The sequence below is a fragment of the Stenotrophomonas sp. ZAC14D2_NAIMI4_7 genome (assembly GCF_003086675.1).
GTDB lineage: Bacteria > Pseudomonadota > Gammaproteobacteria > Xanthomonadales > Xanthomonadaceae > Stenotrophomonas.
Map to the genome: position 1 here is coordinate 2,436,874 of NZ_CP025995.1, position 19,156 is coordinate 2,456,029.

The window sequence follows — 19,156 nt, forward strand, 5'->3', positions numbered from 1 at the left end:
GCCGCCTGATGCGGTGACGGTGGCGACCACGGTGGCGGCGTATCATGCCACCACCATGTCGCCCACCGCTTCGCCATCGCGCCTGCATCTGGCCTTCCAGGGCCTGCGCCTGCGCCTGCGCGGCAGCGACCTGTGGTTCATTGCCCTGGCCCTGGTGGTGGGCCTGATCGCCGGCGGCCTGACCCTGCTGCAGGCCGGGCTGGCGCGCAGCCTGCAGGCCAGCCTGTATGGCCTGGACGACGGCATCCGGCTGAGCTCGCTGCCTTCCCTGCCGTGGACCGCGCTGCTGGTGCTGCCGCTGGGCGGCCTGCTGGTGGGCCTGGTCAGCCTGGCCGCCAGCCGCCTGAAGCGCCCGCTGCTGGATGCGGTGGAAGCCAATGCCCTGCACGGCGGCCGCATGTCGATGCGGGACAACCTGATCGTGCTGGTGCAGACCCTGCTGTCCAACGGCAGCGGCGCCTCGGTCGGCCTGGAGGCGTCGTACACGCAGATGGGTGCGGGCAGCGGCTCGCAGCTGGGCCGGGTGATGCGCCTGCGCCGCAACGACGTGCGCACCCTGGTTGGCGCAGGCGCGGCCGGTGCCATTGCAGCAGCGTTCGGTGCGCCCTTGGCCGGCGCGTTCTATGCCTTCGAAATCGTCATTGGCGCATACACGCCTGCGGCCCTGGCGCCGGTGGCGGTCGCCGCGCTGGCCGGTGCCTTCGTGGCCGACCAGGCCGGCATGGATGCCTACCTGCTGCCGGCCGCCGCCACCATCGATGTGCGCGCGGCCGACTATGCGATCTACGGCTTGCTCGGCTGCTGCTGCGCGATGGTGGGCATCGTCATCATGCGCCTGATCGCCTCGATCGAAGGCGGAGTGAAGCGCAGCCCCCTGCCCGCCTGGGGCCGTCCGGTAGTGGGCGGCCTGCTGCTGATTCCGCTGGCGCTGGCCAGCCCACAGGTGCTGTCGTCCGGGCATGGCGCGCTGCACCTGGACCTGACCACCCACCTGCCGCTGATCTGGATCGGCGGGTTGCTGACCCTGAAGTGCCTGGCCTCAGGCATTTCGCTGGGCTTCGGCTTCCGTGGCGGGTTGTTCTTCGCCTCGCTGTTCATGGGCACCCTGGTGGGCGCGCTGTTCGCCGGGCTGTTGGCGCAGGCCACCGGCGTGCCGGTGATCGATGCCACCTCGGCCGCACTGGCCGGCATGGCCGCGCTGGCCGCAGCGGTGGTGGGCGCACCGATGACCATGGCCATGCTGGTGCTGGAAGGCACCCACGACTTCCTGCTGACCAGCGTGGTGATGAGTGCGGTGCTGGTATCGAGCACGCTGGTGCGGCAGTGGTTCGGCTACTCGTTCTCCACCTGGCGCATGCACCTGCGTGGCGAGAACATCCGCAGTGCCCGCGACGTGGGCTGGATACACACCCTCAGCGCCGGGCGGATGATGCGCAAGGGCGTGGCCACTGCGCCGGACAGCCTGGATGCGGCCACCTTCCGCCAGCGCTTCCCGCTGGGCTCTGGCACCCGGGTGATTCTGATCGACAGCGAAGGCCACTACGCCGGCATCGTGCAGATCGCGCGCCTGTTCGGCGACGGGGTGAAGGCCGAGGCAGCGGTCACCGACTTCGCCGAGAACCGTGACGTGGCCCTGTCAGCCAGCGCCGACGTGGTGAGCGTGATGCAGCGCTTCGACCAGACCCAGGCCGATGAACTGGCCGTGGTGGCCAGCGATGGCCAGGTACTGGGCGTGGTGTCCGAGGCATTCGTGCGCAAACGCTATGCCGAAGAACTGGACAAGCGCCAGCGCGAACTGATGGGCGAACGGGTGGACGACAGTGAGTAGGCGCGGCGCGCGAGCGAGGCTACAACGCTTCGCCTGCGTCGGCCAGGCGCGATTCGATCAGCGCGTGCCACTGCTGCAGCAGGTCCACCAGCATGTCCAGTTCGGCATCGGCGCGCTGCGCCCGGCCACTGCGCAGGCTGGCCTGGGCTTCCTGCAGCTGGGTCAGGAAACCCAGCACGGTGTCGGCCTGCACGATCAATCCGGGCAGGCGGCGGCCGGGTATGCGCACCACCGCGTGGTTGCCCAGCGGCCCGTACACCGTCAGCGTTTCATCGGTCTTCATGCGCAGGGGCAGGAATTGGGCATTCATCGTGGGCACCGGGTAAAGCCTGGACCACCGGCAGGCAGGGTGACGGGGGAGACGTAGCCCTGCCCGCCGGTAGACCAGGGGGAAAACACGCCGAACAACGCACCGCCGCTGGCAGGGGTTTCAATGCGGCTGCGCCACACCGGCAATCTGCACGCGCCGGTTCGGTGCCAGGCACGCGATCAACTGGGCGCGATCGCGCTGCGCGCACTGCACCAAGGGGTCGGCAGCGCCGCGTCCTTCCGCACGGATGCTGGTGCCAGGGACCCCTCCCTGGACCAGCGCACTGCGCACGGCCTCGGCGCGCCGTTGCGACAGGTGCTGGTTATACGCGGCGCTGCCGATTCGGTCGGTGTAGCCCACCACCTGGATGGACTGCACCTGGCTGGCTTCACGCACCTGCCCCAGCACGCCCTGCACCACCTGCTGCCCATTGGCACTCAGGGCGGCGCTGTCGAAGGCAAACAGCGCATCGGCGGACAGATGCAGCGGTTGTTCCGGCAACGCGGCAGCCTGCGGCGGCGGCGGCGGCGGACGCGGCGGGTCGAGCACGGCGGCGCAGGATTCAGGCTTCCAATAGCCGCCCTGGGCAATGCCCTTGTCATCGAAGCGCACCTGGAACTGGCAGGTGAAGTATTCGGCGCCTTGCGCGGTGCGGAAGTTGAACAGGTAGTTCCACTGGCGCACGCCCCACATGCCCTCGTTGAAATGCGGCGTGCCCAGCAGGGTGTACAGCTGGCGCTTGCTCATGCCCGGCGCGAACCGGCGCAGATCGGCGATGTCCGGATAGATGCCCTCCTTCAACGAGGCCTTGCGCGCCTCCGGGAAGACTACGCTGGCTTCGGCCGGGCCATCGCCTGCCGGCGCGTGGCTGCGGCAGGCGGCCAGCAGGCCAACCACCAGCAGCAGGACCAGCCAGGCCACGATGCGGCGCGATTGCAGGATGCGATGCAGTTTCATGTGCTTCCCCCTGTTGTACGGAACAGCGCCGCCGGGATGCGCGGGCACCCCGGCGGCGTGCTTCACCACTGGATGCCGGCACCGACGGCCACGCCGGCTTCGCCGCGGCTGTTGGTGGAACCGCTGAACTTGTAGATCCAGCGCCCGCCTTCAGAGACACCGGAGATACCAACCGCCACACCCGATTCGCCGTTGTAGCTGCCTGCAGCGAACGAGGCCATGTTGCGGCCGGCTTCGCTGGGCTGCGGCAGCGAGGCGGTGGCCATGGCCGAGGCCACGCCTGCCGAGGCACGGCTGTCGGTCTTGCGCAGGTTGCGCTCGAAGCCGCCCATGCGCTCATCGGTATAGGCCTTGGACCAGTCCAGGGTCTGTGCCATGCCCGACTTCAGCTGGTCCACGTTCACCGCATCGGTTCCGGCCGTGCCGGCGGCCACGTTGCGCACCGTGGTCGGGCCGCTGCTGGTGCTGCCCAGGGTGACGCTGTTGTAGTTGGTGGCACCGTTGGTGGTGGTGTCGTAGCGGATGTTGCCCTGCTGCGAGGCCTGCAGCTGGCGCACGTTCACCGCATCGGTGGCGGCGCTGCCGTCGGCCACGTTCACCACCTGGCGTTCTGCCCCGGCCGCGCCGACCGACACCGTGTTGGCACGGTCAGCCACCGAACCGGCGCCCAGCGCCACCGCATTGTCGGCCTGCGCCTGGGCGCCGTTGCCCAATGCAGTGGAATTGGCCCCGGCAGCCACCGAACCGGCACCACCGGCGGCGGAATTGGCGCCTGTGGCGGCCGGATCGGCCAGGTTGTTGCTGTTGTTGGCGCGGAAGCTGCCCGCCACGTTGGTGATGTTCTGGATCTTCTGGTCGGTGTAAGCCTTGGACTGGTCGATGGCGTAGTTCACGCCGTTGTTCAGTTGGCCCACGTTCACCGCATCGTAGGTATCGGAGCCATCGGCCACGTGGGTCACCTTGCGTTCGCTGCCGGTGCTGCCCACCGACACTTCGCCGGCCGAGTTGCTGGCGCCGGCCTGGCCATAGGCGCCGGTGTAGCCGCTCTGCGCGCCCACGCTGGCCACCGCGCCGCTGCCCAGGGCCACGCTGTTGTCGGCGCTGGCACTGGCCCCGTTGCCCACCGCCACGCTGCCGGCACCGGCCGCACTGGCCTGCGGCCCCAGCGCCAGTGCTTCGGCACCAGCGGCGGTCGCGGCGGCGGCGCTGGAGTTGACCGCCAGATACGGGCTGCTGCCGCCGCTGCTGATGCGCTGGTTGAGCACCTGCAGCGAACCATCCACGGCCGAGAACGCGGCGGTGACGTTGCTGTAGTCGTTCTGGATGAGCGTGCCATCAGTGGCGATGGAGGAGATGCGGAAGCTGGGCGCCACCCACAGACCGGTGTTGCCGTCGTAGGTGGTACTGCCGCCAAAGTAGTTGGCCACCGTGGTGTGGGTGGCAAACAGCTGGTCGCCGGTGATGGCATCGCTGCTACCGGCCAGGATGCTGCCGGCGGCCACGTTGGTCACTTTCACCGGTGCGCCGCCGGTACCGCTCAGGGTGATCGAATCGATCACGTTGCCGCTGCCGTCCACGTCGTACTTCACCGCGCGCGCATCCAGCTCGTCGCTCTGCTCGGCCACGTTCGCCAGCGAGACGCTCACCGCATCGAAGGCGGTGCCGACGTCGTTGTAGCTGCCCTGGCTGAGCGAGCCATCGGCGGCCACGTTGTTCAGGGTGTAGGTGGGCGCCAGCACCACACCGCTGGCATCGACCGTAGCACCACCGCCCAGGTGGGTGGCCAGGGTCTGGTTGGCCGCGAACAGCTGCGCGCCATTGATCGCTTCGGTGCTGGCCGCGCTGACCTGGCCCGGGCCCAGGTTGCGCAGCGTGGTGGTCGTGCCGACCTGGCCGAGCGTGGCGCTGGCATAGTTCACGCTGCCATCGCCGTTGAGGTCGTAGCGCAGCGCGCCTTCTTCCGAGGCCTGCAGCTGCGACAGGTTCACCGCGTCGGTAGCCGCCGTGGCCGCGGCAACATGGGTGATCTGCCGCTCCGCACCGGCCGCGCCCACCGACACCGTGTTGTCACGGTCGGCCAGGCTGCCGGCACCGACGGCGATGCTGTTGGCCGCGGCTGCCTGCGCATTGCTGCCGACCGCAATCGAATCGGCGCCCGCGGCCAGCGCTTCCACGCCGGTGGAGTTCACCCGCAGGTACTTGGTGCCGCCGTTGCGGATATCGGTGATCTGCGTGTTGAGATTGACCAGCGAGCCATCCACGGCATCGAAGGCGTCGGTGGCGTTGTCATACAGGCCCTGCGCGATCGCGCCGTCACTGCCGATCGTGCTGATCTGGAACAGCGGCGCGGTGAAGGCACTGGTGGCCGGATCAAACGCGGCCTGGCCGCCGAAGAAGCGCGCGATGGCATCGTTGCTGGCGTAGAGCTGCGCGCCATTCACCGCTTCGGTACTGCCGGCATTGATCGCGCCGGCGGCCAGGTTGGCCACCGTGGTGGCGCCGGTGCCATTGCCCAGGGTGACGCGGGTATAGATCGGATCGCCGGCACCGTCCAGATCGTAGGTCACCGCCGCATCGCCCACGGCCTGGATCTGCGAGATGGCGCCCTGCAGCTGGGCCACGTTCACCGCATCGGTGGTGGCACTACCCGCGGCCACGTTGGTGATCTGGCGTTCGCCGCCGTTGGCGCTGCCCACCGACACTTCACCGGCCGACACCTGCGCGGTGGTCAGGCCGTAGGCGCTGTAGCTGGCCTGCGCACCGCGCACCGCGGCCGAGCGGAAGCCCAGTGCCACCGAATTGGCCTGGTTGGAGGTGGCTTCGGCACCCAGCAGGGTCTGGCCGTTGGCGGTGCCGACCGCGCTGTCGCCGACGATGACCGAATGGCCCATGCGTGCGGCGTAGTCGGCGGTGGGCACGCCGGTGGGATTGCTGGGGTCATTGGTGCCGTTGCCGGGGAAGGCCACGTTGGCATCGACCTGCGGCAGTTCGTGGCGGGCGTTGGCGCCGATCACCACTTCGCGCGAGCCATTGGCGTAGGCGCCGTCGCCCATCAGTACCTGGTAGTCCTGCGCGGCATTGACCGCCCAGCAGGAGATGTCGGCCAGGCCGATGTCCAGGCACTTGCCGGCCCACTCGGGCGAATCGGAGGGCAGCAGCAGGCCCAGCAGGCCGCCGGGATTGCCGTTGTTGATGTTGTAGATGTAGCTGTCGGAGGTCACCCCACCGATCAGCGTGAGATGCGAATTGCCGCCGGTGACCGCGCCGCCCAGGCCGTTCAGCGTGCTGCCCACCGGCGACGCGTTGACCAGCGGAATGCCCAGTGCGTTGACCGCCGAATAGGTCTGCATGACGTTGGCGGTGCTGACCCGCAGGTTGCCGTTGCTCAGGTAGCCATCGCCACCGAACAGGCCGTTGGTGGTCGGGCCGATCAGCGCGCCCAGGCCACCGACCACGCCGCCGTTGCCGATGATCAGCCCGGCGTTCGGATCGCCGGCCACCGGCGCCTTGCCGGTGTTTGCGGCAATGGGCGACGGCGAGGACAGGCCCAGGCCGCCGACCACCCCACCGACCAAACCACCCACGGCGCCGGTCAGGTTGCCGACCGTTCCGTTCAGATCGCCATTGAGCAGGCTGCCCACCGCATCGCCGACCCCGCCCAGCGCCGAACCGACGCCGTTCAACAGGCCGCCCAGGCCGAGCGCCGAGGTCTGCGCCGTGGCAGTCGCGTTGGCGGCCAGCTTGAGGTTGCGGTCGGCCACCACCGGCTGGCCATCCAGGCCCTGCACGCGCACCTTGCCTGCCACGCCGGTATCGAAGGCGGCGGTGATCGCGCGGTCGTCGGTATCCCCCGGGGTTTCTTCCTTGGCCGGCAGGGTGACCGCAGCGGTTGCGGCCACATCGGCATCGCCTTCGATGCGCTGGCCGATGACCGCCAGCTTGGCACCCACATTGCCTTCCACCGCCGCCTTCAGCGCGGTTGGGTCAACGCTGCCGCCCAGGGTGACGCGCGGCGCAGCGTCGACGGCGGCCACGGTGTGCCCGCCCACGCCGACGTTCGCCTTCGCGTTGGCCTGCACCGTTGCCGCCAGCGGCGCCTGCGCCGAAGGCTGCAGTGCCGCGGCCACGCCCGTCTGCAGCGCGACTGCTTCGCTGCCGCCCAGCGCGACGGATGCCTCGAGTTGCGCGCCCAGCGCCGGTGCCGACTGCTTTGGCGCAGCCAGCGTCACGTTTACCTTGGCCGGCAGCACAGTGCGCACGATCGGCAGCGCGCCGGTGTTCAACTGCAGCGCAACGCGCGCATCGGCATTGGTTGCAGTGTTGGCCTGCGCCGCCCGTGCCGCCAACGCCACTTCGGCATCGACCTTCACCGGCACCGTCTGCGTGTACTTGGCTGCCAGGGCCTGCAGGTCACGCAGCGACTGGTTGCTTTCGGTCGCGTGCGCTGTACCGCTGGCCAATACGCACAGCAGCGCCAGGGCGAGCAGGCTCGGTGCCGGCATCGCGCTGCGCGCGTCGTGCAGGGTGGCGCCGGCGTTATCACCGGTGGCCAGTTCCGAAGCGACCACCATGGCATTGAGCTGGCGGTTCCAGACGCGTCGGTAGATGCGGTTCATGAGCAATTCCCCCGTAGGCGTACAGCTTGAAAGTCAGTGGAGTGCCGCAAGGCAGGTGACTGACATTTCGCGCCTTTCCACGCGCACGGGGCACTTCATTCCGGCACGGCAATCGCGCATTCCGGCAAAACGACGGCCAGATTCGGCAGCCGGATATGCAAAACCGGCAGAACCGGGTATTCAGCAACGCAGGCAGTAACTCAGGCCGGCTGGCCGATCTGTGCCGGCGCGCGCATCAGCGTGTCGCGCGGCAGTTCGCCAAATACCTTGCGGTAATTGTCTGCAAACCGCGAAAGATCCCACAGCCCGCAGCTCAGGGCGATGGCCTTGACCGAACGCCGGCTGGAATCGGCCATGGACAGGCTGCGGCAGGCCGCGCACAGCCGCAGCATCGACAGGTAGCGGTTGGGCGAGGTACCGAACAGATCTTCGAATGCGTAACGCAGGCCGCGCTCGCTGACCCCGGCGGCGTCGCAGATTTCATTCATATATATATTGCGACGCAGGTTGAGTCGCATGAAGTTCTCGGCGCGCTGCGCGATCAGGTAATGGGTGCGGCGCGCACGGCTGCACCCGGGGCGGTCACCGGGGCCGGTGGCCAGCAGCGCCTGCACGTGCTCATGCAGCAGGCGCTCGGTTTCTTCGGCCTGCAGCACCCCGCCCTGGCCCAGCTGCTGGTGCAGCTGGTGATAATGCCGGGCCAGCGGCAGCTCATCGGCACCCAGGGTAAACAATGAGAGGGCCTGCCCCGCCGGCGGCGTGCTGCGCAGGCTCAGCTCGGCCAGCTTGCGCTGCACGCGCTCCACCGGCACCAGCATCAGGGTCATCTGGGTGCCGGGGCTCAGGGTGAATTCGCTGATGCCTTCGGGAAGAATGGTCAGTGCCATGCCCGGCGCCAGCGGCACGCCGTGGCACCAGCTGAGCGTGTCGTCGGTGGTATGCAGATACCCCAGCATGGCCCAGTCCGGCGGCAGCATGAACCGGCCACGGCAATGGAACCCGCAGTGCAGACTGCAGAACAAGGCTTCTTCGTGCACCCGCGAAGCGAATGCCGCACGCGGACCGTTGCCATCCAGCAGCAGCAGTTCCACATCGCACACCCGCAGCACACCGCTGAGTGTGGCCAGGTCGATCGACCTGAGCCCGCTGTCTGCGCTGTCCGCCACCCCACCATCGACCATGACAGTGTTTTCCCCTGTTGGTTTGCCGCGCAGCACCGCCCCCACTGCCTTACAGGGCGTGCACTGCTTCCACGAACCTCCTGGTGCATGCCGACGGCGGTCTTCACAGATACCGCCCATCGGAAACCACATAACCTTGAATGGGAGTATGCCCGATAATCGGTGTCCGTAAACAGATCACACTTTCGTTGCGGCCAACGTGTTCATTCCTGAATATAAACAGGAAAACGGCACAGTTTTCGCATGCAGCCATCACATAATCACAATACCTGCACTTTCGTGAATCGTTTTGCCAGACAACGGATATCGATCACAAAAGTGGCCTGAAATCTTCATGATTTTTCCGGATCTGCCGAATTTGCATATAGGTTCCGGTTGCAGCCCACCCTCGTTCAGGCAAAGTCGATAGCACGGTGATCCGGCGTTGCAGCAGCGGCCGCACCCAGGGGGAAGACGATGGACATGCGCAGCAGCACAACATGCACGCTCGACGGCCATGACCGGTCGGTTGCGCGCGCGGCTGCGCCGATGATGCCCGCCCCGGGGAGCCGGATCTTCGCAGACGCGCCAGGCGGAACCATCCGCCCGGCCTCCTCCGCCAGGACGGCGAAGGCCCAGGGTTGATCCCGGCGGAGCCGGGCCACCACCCATGCAGTGCCCTGCAACACCATCTGACAGGTAGAGGGAGATCACCGTCATGAACGCTTCCATCAAGAAGTTCCTGAAAGAAGAAGACGGCGTTACCGCGCTGGAATACGGCCTTCTGGCCGCCGTGATCGCCGGGATCCTGGTGGCGGTCGGCAACGACCAGATCCGCGATTTCTTCGAAACGCTGTTCACCACCCTCAAGAACGTGGTCACCAACGCGGCCGGCTCGGCCAGCGGCGGCACCGGCAGCTGACCGATCGCGCAGCTGCCGCCGGCCCGGTGCCGGTATCGCACCGCGATGCCGCGCCCGGGGCAGACGGAACAAGCGGGAAATGGACGACGAGGGTGCGTGATGACACTGCTGGGACTGCTGGCCATTGGACTGTGCCTGCGGGTTGCGATCAGCGACCTGTACGCCCGTCGGGTGCCCAACGCCTGGCTGCTGGCCACGTGCGCACTGGCGCTGCCGTGGTTGCTGGTCAGCCAGCTGACCGCCACACCGCAACCGCTGGCCGCGCACCTGCTGGGCGCGGTGCTGGGCTTGCTCACGCTGCTGCCGTTCCATCTGCTGCGCATGATGGGCGCCGGCGACGTGAAGTTCTTCGCCGTGCTGGGATTGCTGCTGGGCTGGCAGGCGCTGTTGCCGGTCTGGATGGTCGCCAGCCTGGCTGCAGGGCTGCACGCTGGCATCGTCGTGGCCTCCCGTCTGCTGGCACCACGACTACCAGCAACGCTGCAGGCGCGGCACTGGCAGGCCCACCCGGCCCTGCGCGGCATGCAGCTGGCGCGACAGGGACGTACGGGCGCGCCCTATGCGACCTATCTGGCCCTGGCGGCCATCGGCTGGCTGCTGGTCACCACCTATGGAGGCGCCCCATGAAGCGCTGCGCGCCACGCCGGCAACACGGCGCTGCCACGATTGAATTCGCGCTGATGCTGATGCTCGGGCTGATTCCGCTGCTGATGTTCACGTTTTCCGGAGTGATGATCATGGCCGCGCAACAGACGCTGGCAACGGCGTCTGCCGAAGGCGCACGTGCATCGCTGCGCTATGCCAGCGCCAACGAGCGCCGGGTCGCCGCCTGCACTGCAGCACGCCGCTCGATGCAGTGGCTGTTGCAGTTTTCCAGCCAGGAACCGGATTGCAGCGCTGGCGGCAGTGGCGCCATCGTTGTCTCCCCCGTGGCCGCATGCAGCGGCCTGGCCAGCGCGCAATGCGTGACGGTCACGGTCAGCTATGACTATGCCGCCCACCCCTTCCTGCCCGGCACAGGCACCGTATACGGCTGGGTGATGGGCGATCCGATCCGCAGCAGTGCCGTGGCCCAGCTCGATCTGGGCAGCAACTGACCCACGTACCAGGAGAGGCGAATCATGTTGAAGCTGACCCGCATCGCCGCCATCGCGCTGATCGCATTGGCCGTGCTGCTGGCCCTGGTCGCCTTCGTTGTGGGCCGCACGCCCGCCACCGCGCCGGCCGCCGCACCGATTGCCAGCCAGCCCGGCGCCGCGACCATAACCGTGGTGGAAGCCATTGCCCGTCTGCCCGCCGGTGAGCCGATCACAGCGGCCGGGGTACGCCTGGCCCAGCGCACCCAGCCGGTACCCGGCGCCCCCACGGAACTGGCGGCGGTGGTCGGCAAGGTGCCGGTGCAGGACATTGCAGAAGGCAGCGCGATCAGCCAGGGGCTGCTGGCGCAGGGGTTCTCGCTGCAGCTGCGGCCTGGCGAGCGCGCGCTGGCGGTGCCGGTGGACGAGCTGGTCGGCGCCGGCAACCGCATTCTTCCCGGCGATTTCGTCGATGTCTTCATGAACCTGCGCAGCAACAACAATGCGATCAATGGCACGCAGGAGGTGGCACAGACCCGCCTGCTGCTGTCGCGATTGCGGGTGCTGAGCTACGGCCAGCAGGACATCGTTCCCGTTGCGGCGGAACCGGCGGCGGCCACGTCCGCCGACAACGACCCGCGCGCGGCCGACATCACCGGCGCAGGCAGTTCCAGCAGCCCCAGCAAGGGCAGCGCCGAGGCCACCCAACCGGCGCGCAGCGCCGTGCTGGCCGTGCCGGTGGCCGAGGCGAACCGGCTGCTGCTGGGCGCGCAGCAAGGCAAGCTGTTCCTGGCCCTGCGCAACCCGGCCGACACCGGCCTGCCCGATGTGGCGCTGTTCGCGCCGGCCAAGGGCGTGCTCGATCCCGTACGCGGCCTGGCCCCCGAACAGCAGGCAGCGCTGCAGCGCCCCGAAAACAACGCCTTTGCCGGCCTGGACGGCGAAGCACTGGCCGGCAAGGGCCTGACCGAACGCACGCCCGCCGCACCCACCGCCCGCGCCAGCGCGCCGCGGCGTAGTGCGCCGCGCCCGGCCGGCATCGAAATCATCCGCGGCGATAGCGCTGCGCCCCGCGGTTCCCTCTGACCGGATTCCGGAGCCTCCATGACCCAACGCCGCCACCGCCTTGCCCGATCACTGCACCAGCGCTGGCTGGCCCTGCTGCTGGTGGTGCTGGCACCCGCCACCAGCCTGGCCGCCGACGACCTGGTGCTGCAGGCACGTGAGCAGCGCCCGTGGACCCTGCCTGCCGATCTGGAACGGGTGGCCATTGCCGACCCCGGCGTGGCCGACATCGTGATGCTGCGTGGGCAGCGCCAGGCCCTGCTGGTCGGCAAGGCACCGGGCAGCACCACGCTGCTGCTGTGGCACCGCGCCCGCGCCGAACCGCAGCGCGTGCAGGTGCGCGTACAGAGTGCCGTGCAGGGCGCTGCGGGAACCGCCGACAGCGGACTTTCGTTCACCCAACAGGACCAGCAGGGACTGTTGCAGGGAAGCACCGACAGCGTGCTGTCGCACATGCAGGCACAGAAGACCGCCGCCATGGCGCTGGGCAAGGACGGTCTGCTGGCCGATGCCTCCACCATCGCCAGCGGCGGCGTGGTGCAGGTGGAAGTGAAGGTGGTGGAGTTCAACAAGACCGCGCTGAAACAGATCGGCATCAACTTCCAGAACAAGAACGGTTCGTTCGCCTATGGCATCGCCCGCCCCGGCGGCCGCCTGCCCGGCGACACCGGCTTGCTGCCGGGCATGGAAGAAGGCGGCAGCGCCAACGAGGATGATTCGCCGCTGTCCTCCGCCTTCCGCCTGGTGTTCGGTTCCACCAAGCACCGCTGGAATGCCGACGTGGACCTGCTGCAGGCCAACGGCATGGCCCGCGTGCTGGCCGAACCCACCCTGGTGGCGCTTTCCGGGCAGAGCGCCAGCTTCCTGGCCGGCGGCGAACTGCCGATCCTGGAACCGCAGGGACTGGGCACCACCACCATCACCTACAAGCCCTTCGGCATCGGCTTGACCGTCACCCCCACGGTGCTGGCACCGAACCGCATTGCGCTGAAGGTCGCGCCCGAGGCCAGCGACCTGGACTACAGCAACGCGATCGCACTCGATGGCGTGCAGATCCCCTCCATCACCACCCGCCGCGCCGATACCACGGTGGAACTGGGCGATGGCGAGAGCTTCGTGATCGGCGGCCTGGTCAGTTCCAGCGTGGCATCGACGGTGAACAAAATCCCGCTGCTGGGTGACCTGCCGATCATCGGTTCGTTCTTCCGCAACTTCGACTACAAGCGCCAGGACAAGGAACTGGTGATCATCGTGACCCCGCGCCTGGTGCAACCGCTGGCGCGCGACACCGAACTGGCGCTGCCCGGCGAACAGGAAGCACGGCCGAACCTGCCCGAATGGGGCGCCTGGCTGCTGGGCCCGATCAGTCGCGACCCGGTACCGGGCTTCTCGCGCTGACCGGCCACCGCAAGGACACCCCCATGCCCTATGCCACCGCACATCCCCTGCATGCCGCCGGACCGTCGATGAACCTGGTCCTGTACGGCGTGGACCGCGACCTGCTGCCGCGCCTGGCCGCGAAGTTGCCGCCGGGCACGGCGCTGCATTGGCAGGACAGTACCCAGCCGACCTCCGCGCAGGACCTGCAGCGCGGGCAGCAGAACCTGGTGCTGCTCGACTTCCGGCCCGAGCACGCGTCTGCGTCCACCGTGCTGGCCCAGCAACTGCAGCAGACCCAGCCGGACCTGGTCCTGGTGGCGGTGGGCTCGACCAGTGCCGGCCAGGTGGAAGGGGTGGTGCTGGCGCTGCGCGCGGGGCTGCGCGATGTACTGGACATGGACAGCGACAACACCGGTATCGAGGCCGCTCTGCGGCGTGCGCTGTCGCCACGTACCGCCGCCGTCCCACAGCAGGCGCACAAGGCACGGCTGATCGTGCTGCTGGGTGTGCGCGCCGGCGTGGGAACCAGCACCCTGGCCGCGCATCTCTCAGTGCTGGCGCAGCAGACCCACCTGCTCGCACAGGGCGAGACCAACCCACAGGACGGCCTGCTGCTGGAACTGGCGCAGCCGGCCGGCGATCTGGCCCTCTACCTGAACCTGGACAGCCGCTTCCACTACGAAGACGCCCTGCGCAACGCCAGCCGCATCGATGCCACGCTGGCGCGCACGGCCATGGCGCGCCATACCTGCGGCCTGGTGTTGCTGGATCGCGCCAGCGGCAGCGACGCGGTGCCGCCCTCCGATCCCGGCGCCTTGCTGCAGCGCCTGCGCGGGGTGTTTGCCAGCGTGCTGTGCGATGCCGGCGGCTGCCCGCTGCGGCAGCTGCCGCCACTGCTGCTGGAACAGGCCGACGAGATCTGGCTGATCGCCGATGCATCCATCGCCACCCTGGTGTCGCTGGACCACGCGCTGAAGCATCTTGCCGGCCAACGCGACCGCGAAAAACGGCTGCAGCTGGTCATCAACCGCCATGACGACAGCGCCGGCATGAGCCCGGAACAGATTGCACGACGCTTCGAACTGCCCCTGCTGGCCACGCTGCCCGAACGCTCGCGCGTGCGCACCGCCGCCAGCCACGGCCATCTGCTGCTGCAGGACGCCCCGCGCGACCCGTACCTGCGCGCCCTCGCCCCGCTGGTCCAGCGCCTGGACCCTGCTGCCTGCCCGGTGCAGCCGCACGGCCTGCGGGAAAGACTTGCCCTTGCCCTGGGTGGATCGCAATGGAAGACAAAGTAACCCTGTTCCCGAACGCCCTCGCCCGTGCCAGCGCCCCCGACGCGGCCCCGGGCGTGCTGCCGTTCGCGCAGACCGAGCAGTACCAGAAGGTGCTGTCGGCCGCGCACGAACACCTGCTCAACAGCATTGAAGACGAGCGCATCGACATCGATTCCTGGGCGCCGGACACCATCGCCCGCTGGGTGCAGGTGCAGACGGTCAGCTTCATCCAGGAATGGCGCATTCCCATCAATGAAGAAGAAATGCAGGTGGTGGCCGAAGGCCTGGTGAAGGAGCTGACCGGCTTCGGGCCCTTGGACGACCTGCTGCATGACCCGACCATCGAAGACATCCTGATCAACGGCTTCAAGGATGTGCATGTCTCGCAGGGCGGCCAGCTCAAGCGCGCCACCCAGCGCTTCACCGACGATACCCACCTGCTGCGCATCCTGCGCCGCATCCTGGCCCCGCTGGGCCGCCGCCTGGACGATTCCAACCCGATGGTGGACGCGCGCCTGCCCAACGGCGGCCGCCTGAATGCCATCATCGCGCCACTGGCGGTGGACGGCCCAATGGTCTCCATCCGCAAGTTCCGCAAGGACCCGTTCACCCCCGACGAGCTGCTGGCCAAGGGCACGTTCGATGCACCGATGCAGGCGCTGCTGAAAGCCATGGTGCTGGGGCGCTGCAACATCCTGGTGTCCGGCGGCACCAGTTCGGGCAAGACCTCGCTGCTGAACGCGCTGGCCAGCTACATCCCGGCCAACGAGCGGGTGATCACCGTGGAAGACACCGCCGAACTGTCGTTGAACCACCCGCACGTGGTGCGACTGGAAAGCCGCATCGGCGGTGCCGACGGCCACGGTGCGATCAGCATCCGCGACCTGGTGCGCAACAGCCTGCGCATGCGTCCGGACCGCATCGTGGTGGGCGAAGTGCGTGGCGCCGAAGTGCTGGAAATGCTGCAGGCCATGAACACCGGCCACGATGGCTCGATGGCCACCATCCACGCCAACACCCCGCGCGATTGCCTGTATCGCATCGAGATGCTGGCCGGTTTCGCCGGCTTCCAGGGCAGCGAAGACAGCCTGCGCCGACAGATCGCCAGCGCCATCGACTTCATCGTGCAGATCTCGCGTCTGGGCAGCGGCCGCCGCGTGCTGGTCTCGATCACCGAGATCACCGGGGTCAGCGACAACCTGATCACCACCCAGGAAATGTTCCGCCACGAGGTGCAGGTCGACGGCAGCGGGCGCGAAACCGACCGCTGGATCGGGCTTGGCTTCCACCCGCATTCGCACAAGCTGGAGCCCTTCCGCCAGCAGCTGCGCGATTCGCTGTACGGAGACCTGTAAGCATGGGCGCCGGCGTACTGCTGATGGTGTTGAGCATCGTCTCGGTGCTGCTGGGCCTGGCCGCCTGGTTGTGGAGCAGTGCGCACAGTCGCGAGCAGCGGCAGGCGTCGCTGCAGCATGCCGAACAGCAACTGGCCCGCGGCGCCGGCAACCCGGTGGCAGACAGCGCCCGCGCTGCGCCCGTCGCCGCGGCCGCTGCAGCCAGCAACCGCCGGACGCTGCCATGGGATCCGTTGCTGCAGCGGGCCGGCCTGCAGCCGGGCTGGAAACTGCCGGTACTGCTGCTGGTGCCCGGCCTGGTGCTGTCGGCCATCGCGGTGGCGCGGCTGGGCACCGCGTGGATGTTCCCGCTCACCCTGGGCCTGTACCTGATCGGCTGCTGGCTGTGGCTGCTGCGCCGCATCGGCAAGCTGCAGGCCAAGCTGCTGCATCAGCTGCCGGATTTCCTGGACAACCTGGTACGCCTGACCGCCCTGGGCAACAGCCTGCAGGCCGCCTTCCAGGTGGCCAGCACGCAGACCGCCGCGCCCCTGCGCGAGCTGCTGGACACTACGGTGCGCTATGCGCGCGGCGGCATGGAACTGGACCGCGCCCTGTCGCTGGCCGCGCAGCCCTATCGCATGGACGTGCTGAAGGTGCTGGCGGTGGTGATCGGGGTCAGCGTGCGTATCGGCGGCCGCTCGGACCAGATCCTGCAACGGCTGGGCGACTTCATGCGCGACCTGGAACAGGCGCAGCAGGAACTGGCCGCCACCACCTCCGAAACGCGCATGTCGGCCTGGGTGCTGGGCCTGCTGCCGCCGGCCAGTGCCGTGCTGATGGCCATTTCCAGCCCGGATTTCTTCCAGCCGATCCTGCACCACCCGCTGGGCCACAAGATCCTGGCGCTGGCCATCGGCCTGGAACTGGTGGGCGCCTTCCTGCTGTACCGGCTGGCCAAATCGCTATGACCCCCCGTACTGCAAGCGCAGGTGAACGATGAGCGCCAACACCTGGTGGATGTGCGCGTTGTTGCTGCTGGCCGCCGGCATCGCCCTGCTCGGCCTGGGCGGCTGGGTGCGCGGGCAGCGCGAGGCGCGCGGTGAAGCCACGCTGAAAACGGCTCTGCAGCCGCGTGATGCCGAGACCGAAGCGAACCGCCGCGATTCGCTGGGCTGGCTGGAACGCCTGGGCCGGCAACTGAGCGGTGGCCGCCTGGAGGCCGCGCTGTTGGCCAGCGAAGACCGCCTGCTGCTGGATCTGGCCGGCTGGAACACCCGCCGCGGCACGGCCATCTACCTGGGCCTGCGCCTGCTGCTGGCCGCCGTGGTGGTCGCACTGGCAATCGCAGTCAGCGATGCGCACGGGCTGGCCAAGGTGATGGTGGTGGTCGGCGCACTGGCCGCCGGCCTGCTGCTGCCCAAGTTCGTGCTGGGCGCCTGGGTGAAGCGCCGCCGGCGCGCCGTGCACAACGAACTGCCCCTGCTGATCGACCTGCTGCGCCTGCTGCAGGGCGTGGGATTCAGCATGGACCAGAGCCTGCAGACCCTGGGCGACAAGCTGCGCGACGCACTGCCGGTGCTGGGCGGCGAACTGCAGGAAGCCAACGTGGCCTACACCCACGGCCGCAGCCGCGCGCAGTCACTACGGCGCTTGAATGAAGTGTATGGCGATGACGATCTGTCCAGCCTTGTGCAGCTGATCCTGCAGGTGCACGCGCACGGCGGCGCGGTACAGGAGCCGTTGAAGCAGTTCAGCCTGCGCCTGCGCGAGCAGCGCCGCAATACCCTGAAAGAGAAGGTCGGCAAGCTGTCGGTGAAGATGACCGTGGTGATGATGCTGACCCTGCTGCCAGCGCTGATGCTGGTGCTTTCCGGCCCGGCGCTGGTCGCGCTGGCCACCACCATGTCGAAGATGGGATGACGTCCATGCCTGCTGCACGCCCCGCCCTGCTGCTCTTCACCCTGGCCACCCTGGCCAGCGGCTGTGCGTCCAGCACGGCCAAGTACCTGCACACCCCGACGCTGGCCGAACCCACGCCGGCACCGCAGGACAGCCGCAATACCTATCTGGAACTGATTTCGCGCATGCAGCAGCAGGGCGCGTGGTACGCCTCGCTGGCGCACGTGGATGCGTTCCGCCAGCGCTACGGCGACCTGCCCGCGCTGCGCCTGCTGCAGGCCGACGCGCTGCGCGAAACCGGGCAGACCGCCGCCGCCAGCGCGCTGTACCAGCAACTGGCCAACGGCGCGCAGGCCGCTGCCGCCGCGCACGGGCTGGGCCTGATCGCCGCCCATGCCGGGGATGACGCGGCGGCCGAGCAGGCACTGGCACGCGCCAGCCAGCTGCAACCCTTGAACACCGACTACCTGGGCGACCTGGGCTATGCACGGCTGCGCGCCGGGCAGTTCGAACAGGCGCGCGAACCGCTGGCCAAGGCGCTGGAACTGACCCCGGGCAACGCCAAGGCCACCGCCAACCTGTCGCTGTGGGCGCTGCTGCGCGGTGACACCGCCACGGCCGAACAGCTCGCGCAGCAGGCCAACCTCAACGACGAGACCCGCCGCAGCATCCAGCAGCAGGCGCAGCAGATACGCAGCCGCCTGCAGCAGCGCCAGAGCGCCGCCGTGGCACCGCCCCCGGCGCCGGCCACGGCAACGCCGGCGCGCAGCCTGCGGCTGACAGCGGAAGCCCGGCGCGACAGCACCACCGACCGCGATCCAGCGCACCTGCCGCCGTCCATGCTGGAGCGCTTCGGCTCCGCCCGCCCTGCCAACGAGGGAACCCCATGACCCTGCCCGCCCTGCTGCGCACCGTGCTGCCCCTGGCAACCCTTGCTATCGCCCTGTCGACGCCGCGCGCATCGGCGCAATCCACCCAGTCACCGCTGACCGGACAGATGCTGGGCGAGCGGATGACACCGGCACAGGCGGTGCAGTCCGCGCAGCCGCTGGCCACGGTGGATACCACGGCTGCGCCGCCAGCCCCGCCGCCGCCCACCTATGTACATGCCAGCACCACCGCACGCCCGCAGCACGGCGACAGCGTCCGCAACCTGCTGCGGCTGCAGGCCTCCGGTCAGCAGGCCGGCGCACCCCTGCCGATCCTGGGCGACCAGGCCACGGCCAGCTATGCGCGCTACCTGAAGAGTTTCGAGCACGAGATCCCCGACTTCTTCGATCCTGACGTCGGTCGTTCCAGCAACCGTTCCAGCTCATCACGCTGAGGTCG

General features: G+C 68.6%; 16 protein-coding genes. 12 read left to right on the forward strand and 4 right to left on the reverse strand.

What is annotated here, in order from left to right; genetic code table 11:
- Positions 1–55 precede the first annotated feature (55 nt).
- Positions 56–1,828 (forward strand): chloride channel protein, encoded by a 1,773-nt coding sequence (locus C1922_RS11215; RefSeq protein WP_234413298.1) that lies wholly within the window; start codon positions 56–58, stop codon positions 1,826–1,828.
- 19 nt (positions 1,829–1,847) lie between these two features.
- On the opposite strand, the gene C1922_RS11220 is transcribed toward C1922_RS11215, so the two are convergent.
- From C1922_RS11220 to C1922_RS11235, 4 genes are all read right to left on the reverse strand, one after another.
- Positions 1,848–2,138 (reverse strand): hypothetical protein, encoded by a 291-nt coding sequence (locus C1922_RS11220; RefSeq protein WP_108749825.1) that lies wholly within the window; start codon positions 2,136–2,138, stop codon positions 1,848–1,850.
- A 120-nt stretch (positions 2,139–2,258) separates the two neighbouring features.
- The gene (locus C1922_RS11225) at positions 2,259–3,095 is read right to left on the reverse strand and encodes an OmpA family protein (RefSeq protein ID WP_108749826.1); all 837 of its coding nucleotides are present in this window, start codon (positions 3,093–3,095) and stop codon (positions 2,259–2,261) included.
- A gap of 62 nt (positions 3,096–3,157) precedes the next feature.
- Positions 3,158–7,711 (reverse strand): YadA-like family protein, encoded by a 4,554-nt coding sequence (locus tag C1922_RS11230; protein ID WP_108749827.1) that lies wholly within the window; start codon positions 7,709–7,711, stop codon positions 3,158–3,160.
- Between the two features lie 200 nt (positions 7,712–7,911).
- A complete protein-coding gene (locus C1922_RS11235; RefSeq protein ID WP_108749828.1) occupies positions 7,912–8,892 on the reverse strand; it encodes an AraC family transcriptional regulator in 981 nt (326 codons plus the stop codon).
- A gap of 697 nt (positions 8,893–9,589) precedes the next feature.
- On the opposite strand from C1922_RS11235, the gene C1922_RS11245 reads away from it, so the two are divergent.
- The 11 genes from C1922_RS11245 to C1922_RS11295 all read left to right on the forward strand — a co-directional run bounded on the left by C1922_RS11245 (position 9,590) and on the right by C1922_RS11295 (position 19,151).
- Positions 9,590–9,793 carry a Flp family type IVb pilin gene (locus C1922_RS11245; RefSeq protein WP_108749830.1) on the forward strand — a complete coding sequence of 68 codons (204 nt, stop codon included), beginning with the start codon at positions 9,590–9,592 and terminating at the stop codon, positions 9,791–9,793.
- A gap of 99 nt (positions 9,794–9,892) precedes the next feature.
- A complete protein-coding gene (locus tag C1922_RS11250) occupies positions 9,893–10,420 on the forward strand; it encodes an A24 family peptidase (RefSeq protein WP_108749831.1) in 528 nt (175 codons plus the stop codon).
- The gene (locus tag C1922_RS11255) at positions 10,417–10,890 is read left to right on the forward strand and encodes a TadE/TadG family type IV pilus assembly protein (RefSeq protein WP_108749832.1); all 474 of its coding nucleotides are present in this window, start codon (positions 10,417–10,419) and stop codon (positions 10,888–10,890) included. Before C1922_RS11250 ends, C1922_RS11255 begins: the two co-directional genes overlap by 4 nt.
- Before the next feature lie 24 nt (positions 10,891–10,914).
- Positions 10,915–11,955, forward strand: a complete 1,041-nt coding sequence (gene cpaB, locus C1922_RS11260; protein WP_108749833.1) for a Flp pilus assembly protein CpaB — start codon at positions 10,915–10,917, stop codon at positions 11,953–11,955.
- Positions 11,956–11,973: 18 nt separating this feature from the next.
- Positions 11,974–13,332, forward strand: coding sequence for a type II and III secretion system protein family protein (locus C1922_RS11265; protein WP_108749834.1), 1,359 nt, complete (start codon positions 11,974–11,976; stop codon positions 13,330–13,332).
- A gap of 23 nt (positions 13,333–13,355) precedes the next feature.
- Positions 13,356–14,612 (forward strand): fimbrial protein, encoded by a 1,257-nt coding sequence (locus C1922_RS11270; protein ID WP_108749835.1) that lies wholly within the window; start codon positions 13,356–13,358, stop codon positions 14,610–14,612.
- The gene (locus C1922_RS11275; RefSeq protein ID WP_108749836.1) at positions 14,597–15,946 is read left to right on the forward strand and encodes a CpaF family protein; all 1,350 of its coding nucleotides are present in this window, start codon (positions 14,597–14,599) and stop codon (positions 15,944–15,946) included. The genes C1922_RS11270 and C1922_RS11275 overlap by 16 nt, the downstream gene beginning before the upstream one ends.
- A 2-nt stretch (positions 15,947–15,948) precedes the next feature.
- Entirely contained in the window at positions 15,949–16,896 is a 948-nt protein-coding gene (locus tag C1922_RS11280) for a type II secretion system F family protein (RefSeq protein ID WP_108749837.1), read from the forward strand.
- A 28-nt stretch (positions 16,897–16,924) separates the two neighbouring features.
- Positions 16,925–17,848 carry a type II secretion system F family protein gene (locus C1922_RS11285; protein WP_108749838.1) on the forward strand — a complete coding sequence of 308 codons (924 nt, stop codon included), beginning with the start codon at positions 16,925–16,927 and terminating at the stop codon, positions 17,846–17,848.
- A 5-nt stretch (positions 17,849–17,853) separates the two neighbouring features.
- Positions 17,854–18,717: a Flp pilus assembly protein TadD gene (locus tag C1922_RS11290; RefSeq protein WP_108749839.1), complete on the forward strand. Its 864-nt coding sequence runs from the start codon at positions 17,854–17,856 to the stop codon at positions 18,715–18,717.
- Positions 18,714–19,151: a DUF3613 domain-containing protein gene (locus C1922_RS11295; protein ID WP_108749840.1), complete on the forward strand. Its 438-nt coding sequence runs from the start codon at positions 18,714–18,716 to the stop codon at positions 19,149–19,151. The genes C1922_RS11290 and C1922_RS11295 overlap by 4 nt, the downstream gene beginning before the upstream one ends.
- Positions 19,152–19,156 lie beyond the last annotated feature (5 nt).

Bases quoted from the DNA above. Each gene is read 5' to 3' on its own strand.
- C1922_RS11215 (WP_234413298.1), top strand. From the start codon at position 56: ATGTCGCCCACCGCTTCGCCATCGCGCCTGCATCTGGCCTTCCAGGGC.
- C1922_RS11220 (WP_108749825.1), bottom strand. From the start codon at position 2,138: ATGAATGCCCAATTCCTGCCCCTGCGCATGAAGACCGATGAAACGCTG.
- C1922_RS11225 (WP_108749826.1), bottom strand. From the start codon at position 3,095: ATGAAACTGCATCGCATCCTGCAATCGCGCCGCATCGTGGCCTGGCTG.
- C1922_RS11230 (WP_108749827.1), bottom strand. From the start codon at position 7,711: ATGAACCGCATCTACCGACGCGTCTGGAACCGCCAGCTCAATGCCATG.
- C1922_RS11235 (WP_108749828.1), bottom strand. From the start codon at position 8,892: ATGGTCGATGGTGGGGTGGCGGACAGCGCAGACAGCGGGCTCAGGTCG.
- C1922_RS11245 (WP_108749830.1), top strand. From the start codon at position 9,590: ATGAACGCTTCCATCAAGAAGTTCCTGAAAGAAGAAGACGGCGTTACC.
- C1922_RS11250 (WP_108749831.1), top strand. From the start codon at position 9,893: ATGACACTGCTGGGACTGCTGGCCATTGGACTGTGCCTGCGGGTTGCG.
- C1922_RS11255 (WP_108749832.1), top strand. From the start codon at position 10,417: ATGAAGCGCTGCGCGCCACGCCGGCAACACGGCGCTGCCACGATTGAA.
- cpaB (WP_108749833.1), top strand. From the start codon at position 10,915: ATGTTGAAGCTGACCCGCATCGCCGCCATCGCGCTGATCGCATTGGCC.
- C1922_RS11265 (WP_108749834.1), top strand. From the start codon at position 11,974: ATGACCCAACGCCGCCACCGCCTTGCCCGATCACTGCACCAGCGCTGG.
- C1922_RS11270 (WP_108749835.1), top strand. From the start codon at position 13,356: ATGCCCTATGCCACCGCACATCCCCTGCATGCCGCCGGACCGTCGATG.
- C1922_RS11275 (WP_108749836.1), top strand. From the start codon at position 14,597: ATGGAAGACAAAGTAACCCTGTTCCCGAACGCCCTCGCCCGTGCCAGC.
- C1922_RS11280 (WP_108749837.1), top strand. From the start codon at position 15,949: ATGGGCGCCGGCGTACTGCTGATGGTGTTGAGCATCGTCTCGGTGCTG.
- C1922_RS11285 (WP_108749838.1), top strand. From the start codon at position 16,925: ATGAGCGCCAACACCTGGTGGATGTGCGCGTTGTTGCTGCTGGCCGCC.
- C1922_RS11290 (WP_108749839.1), top strand. From the start codon at position 17,854: ATGCCTGCTGCACGCCCCGCCCTGCTGCTCTTCACCCTGGCCACCCTG.
- C1922_RS11295 (WP_108749840.1), top strand. From the start codon at position 18,714: ATGACCCTGCCCGCCCTGCTGCGCACCGTGCTGCCCCTGGCAACCCTT.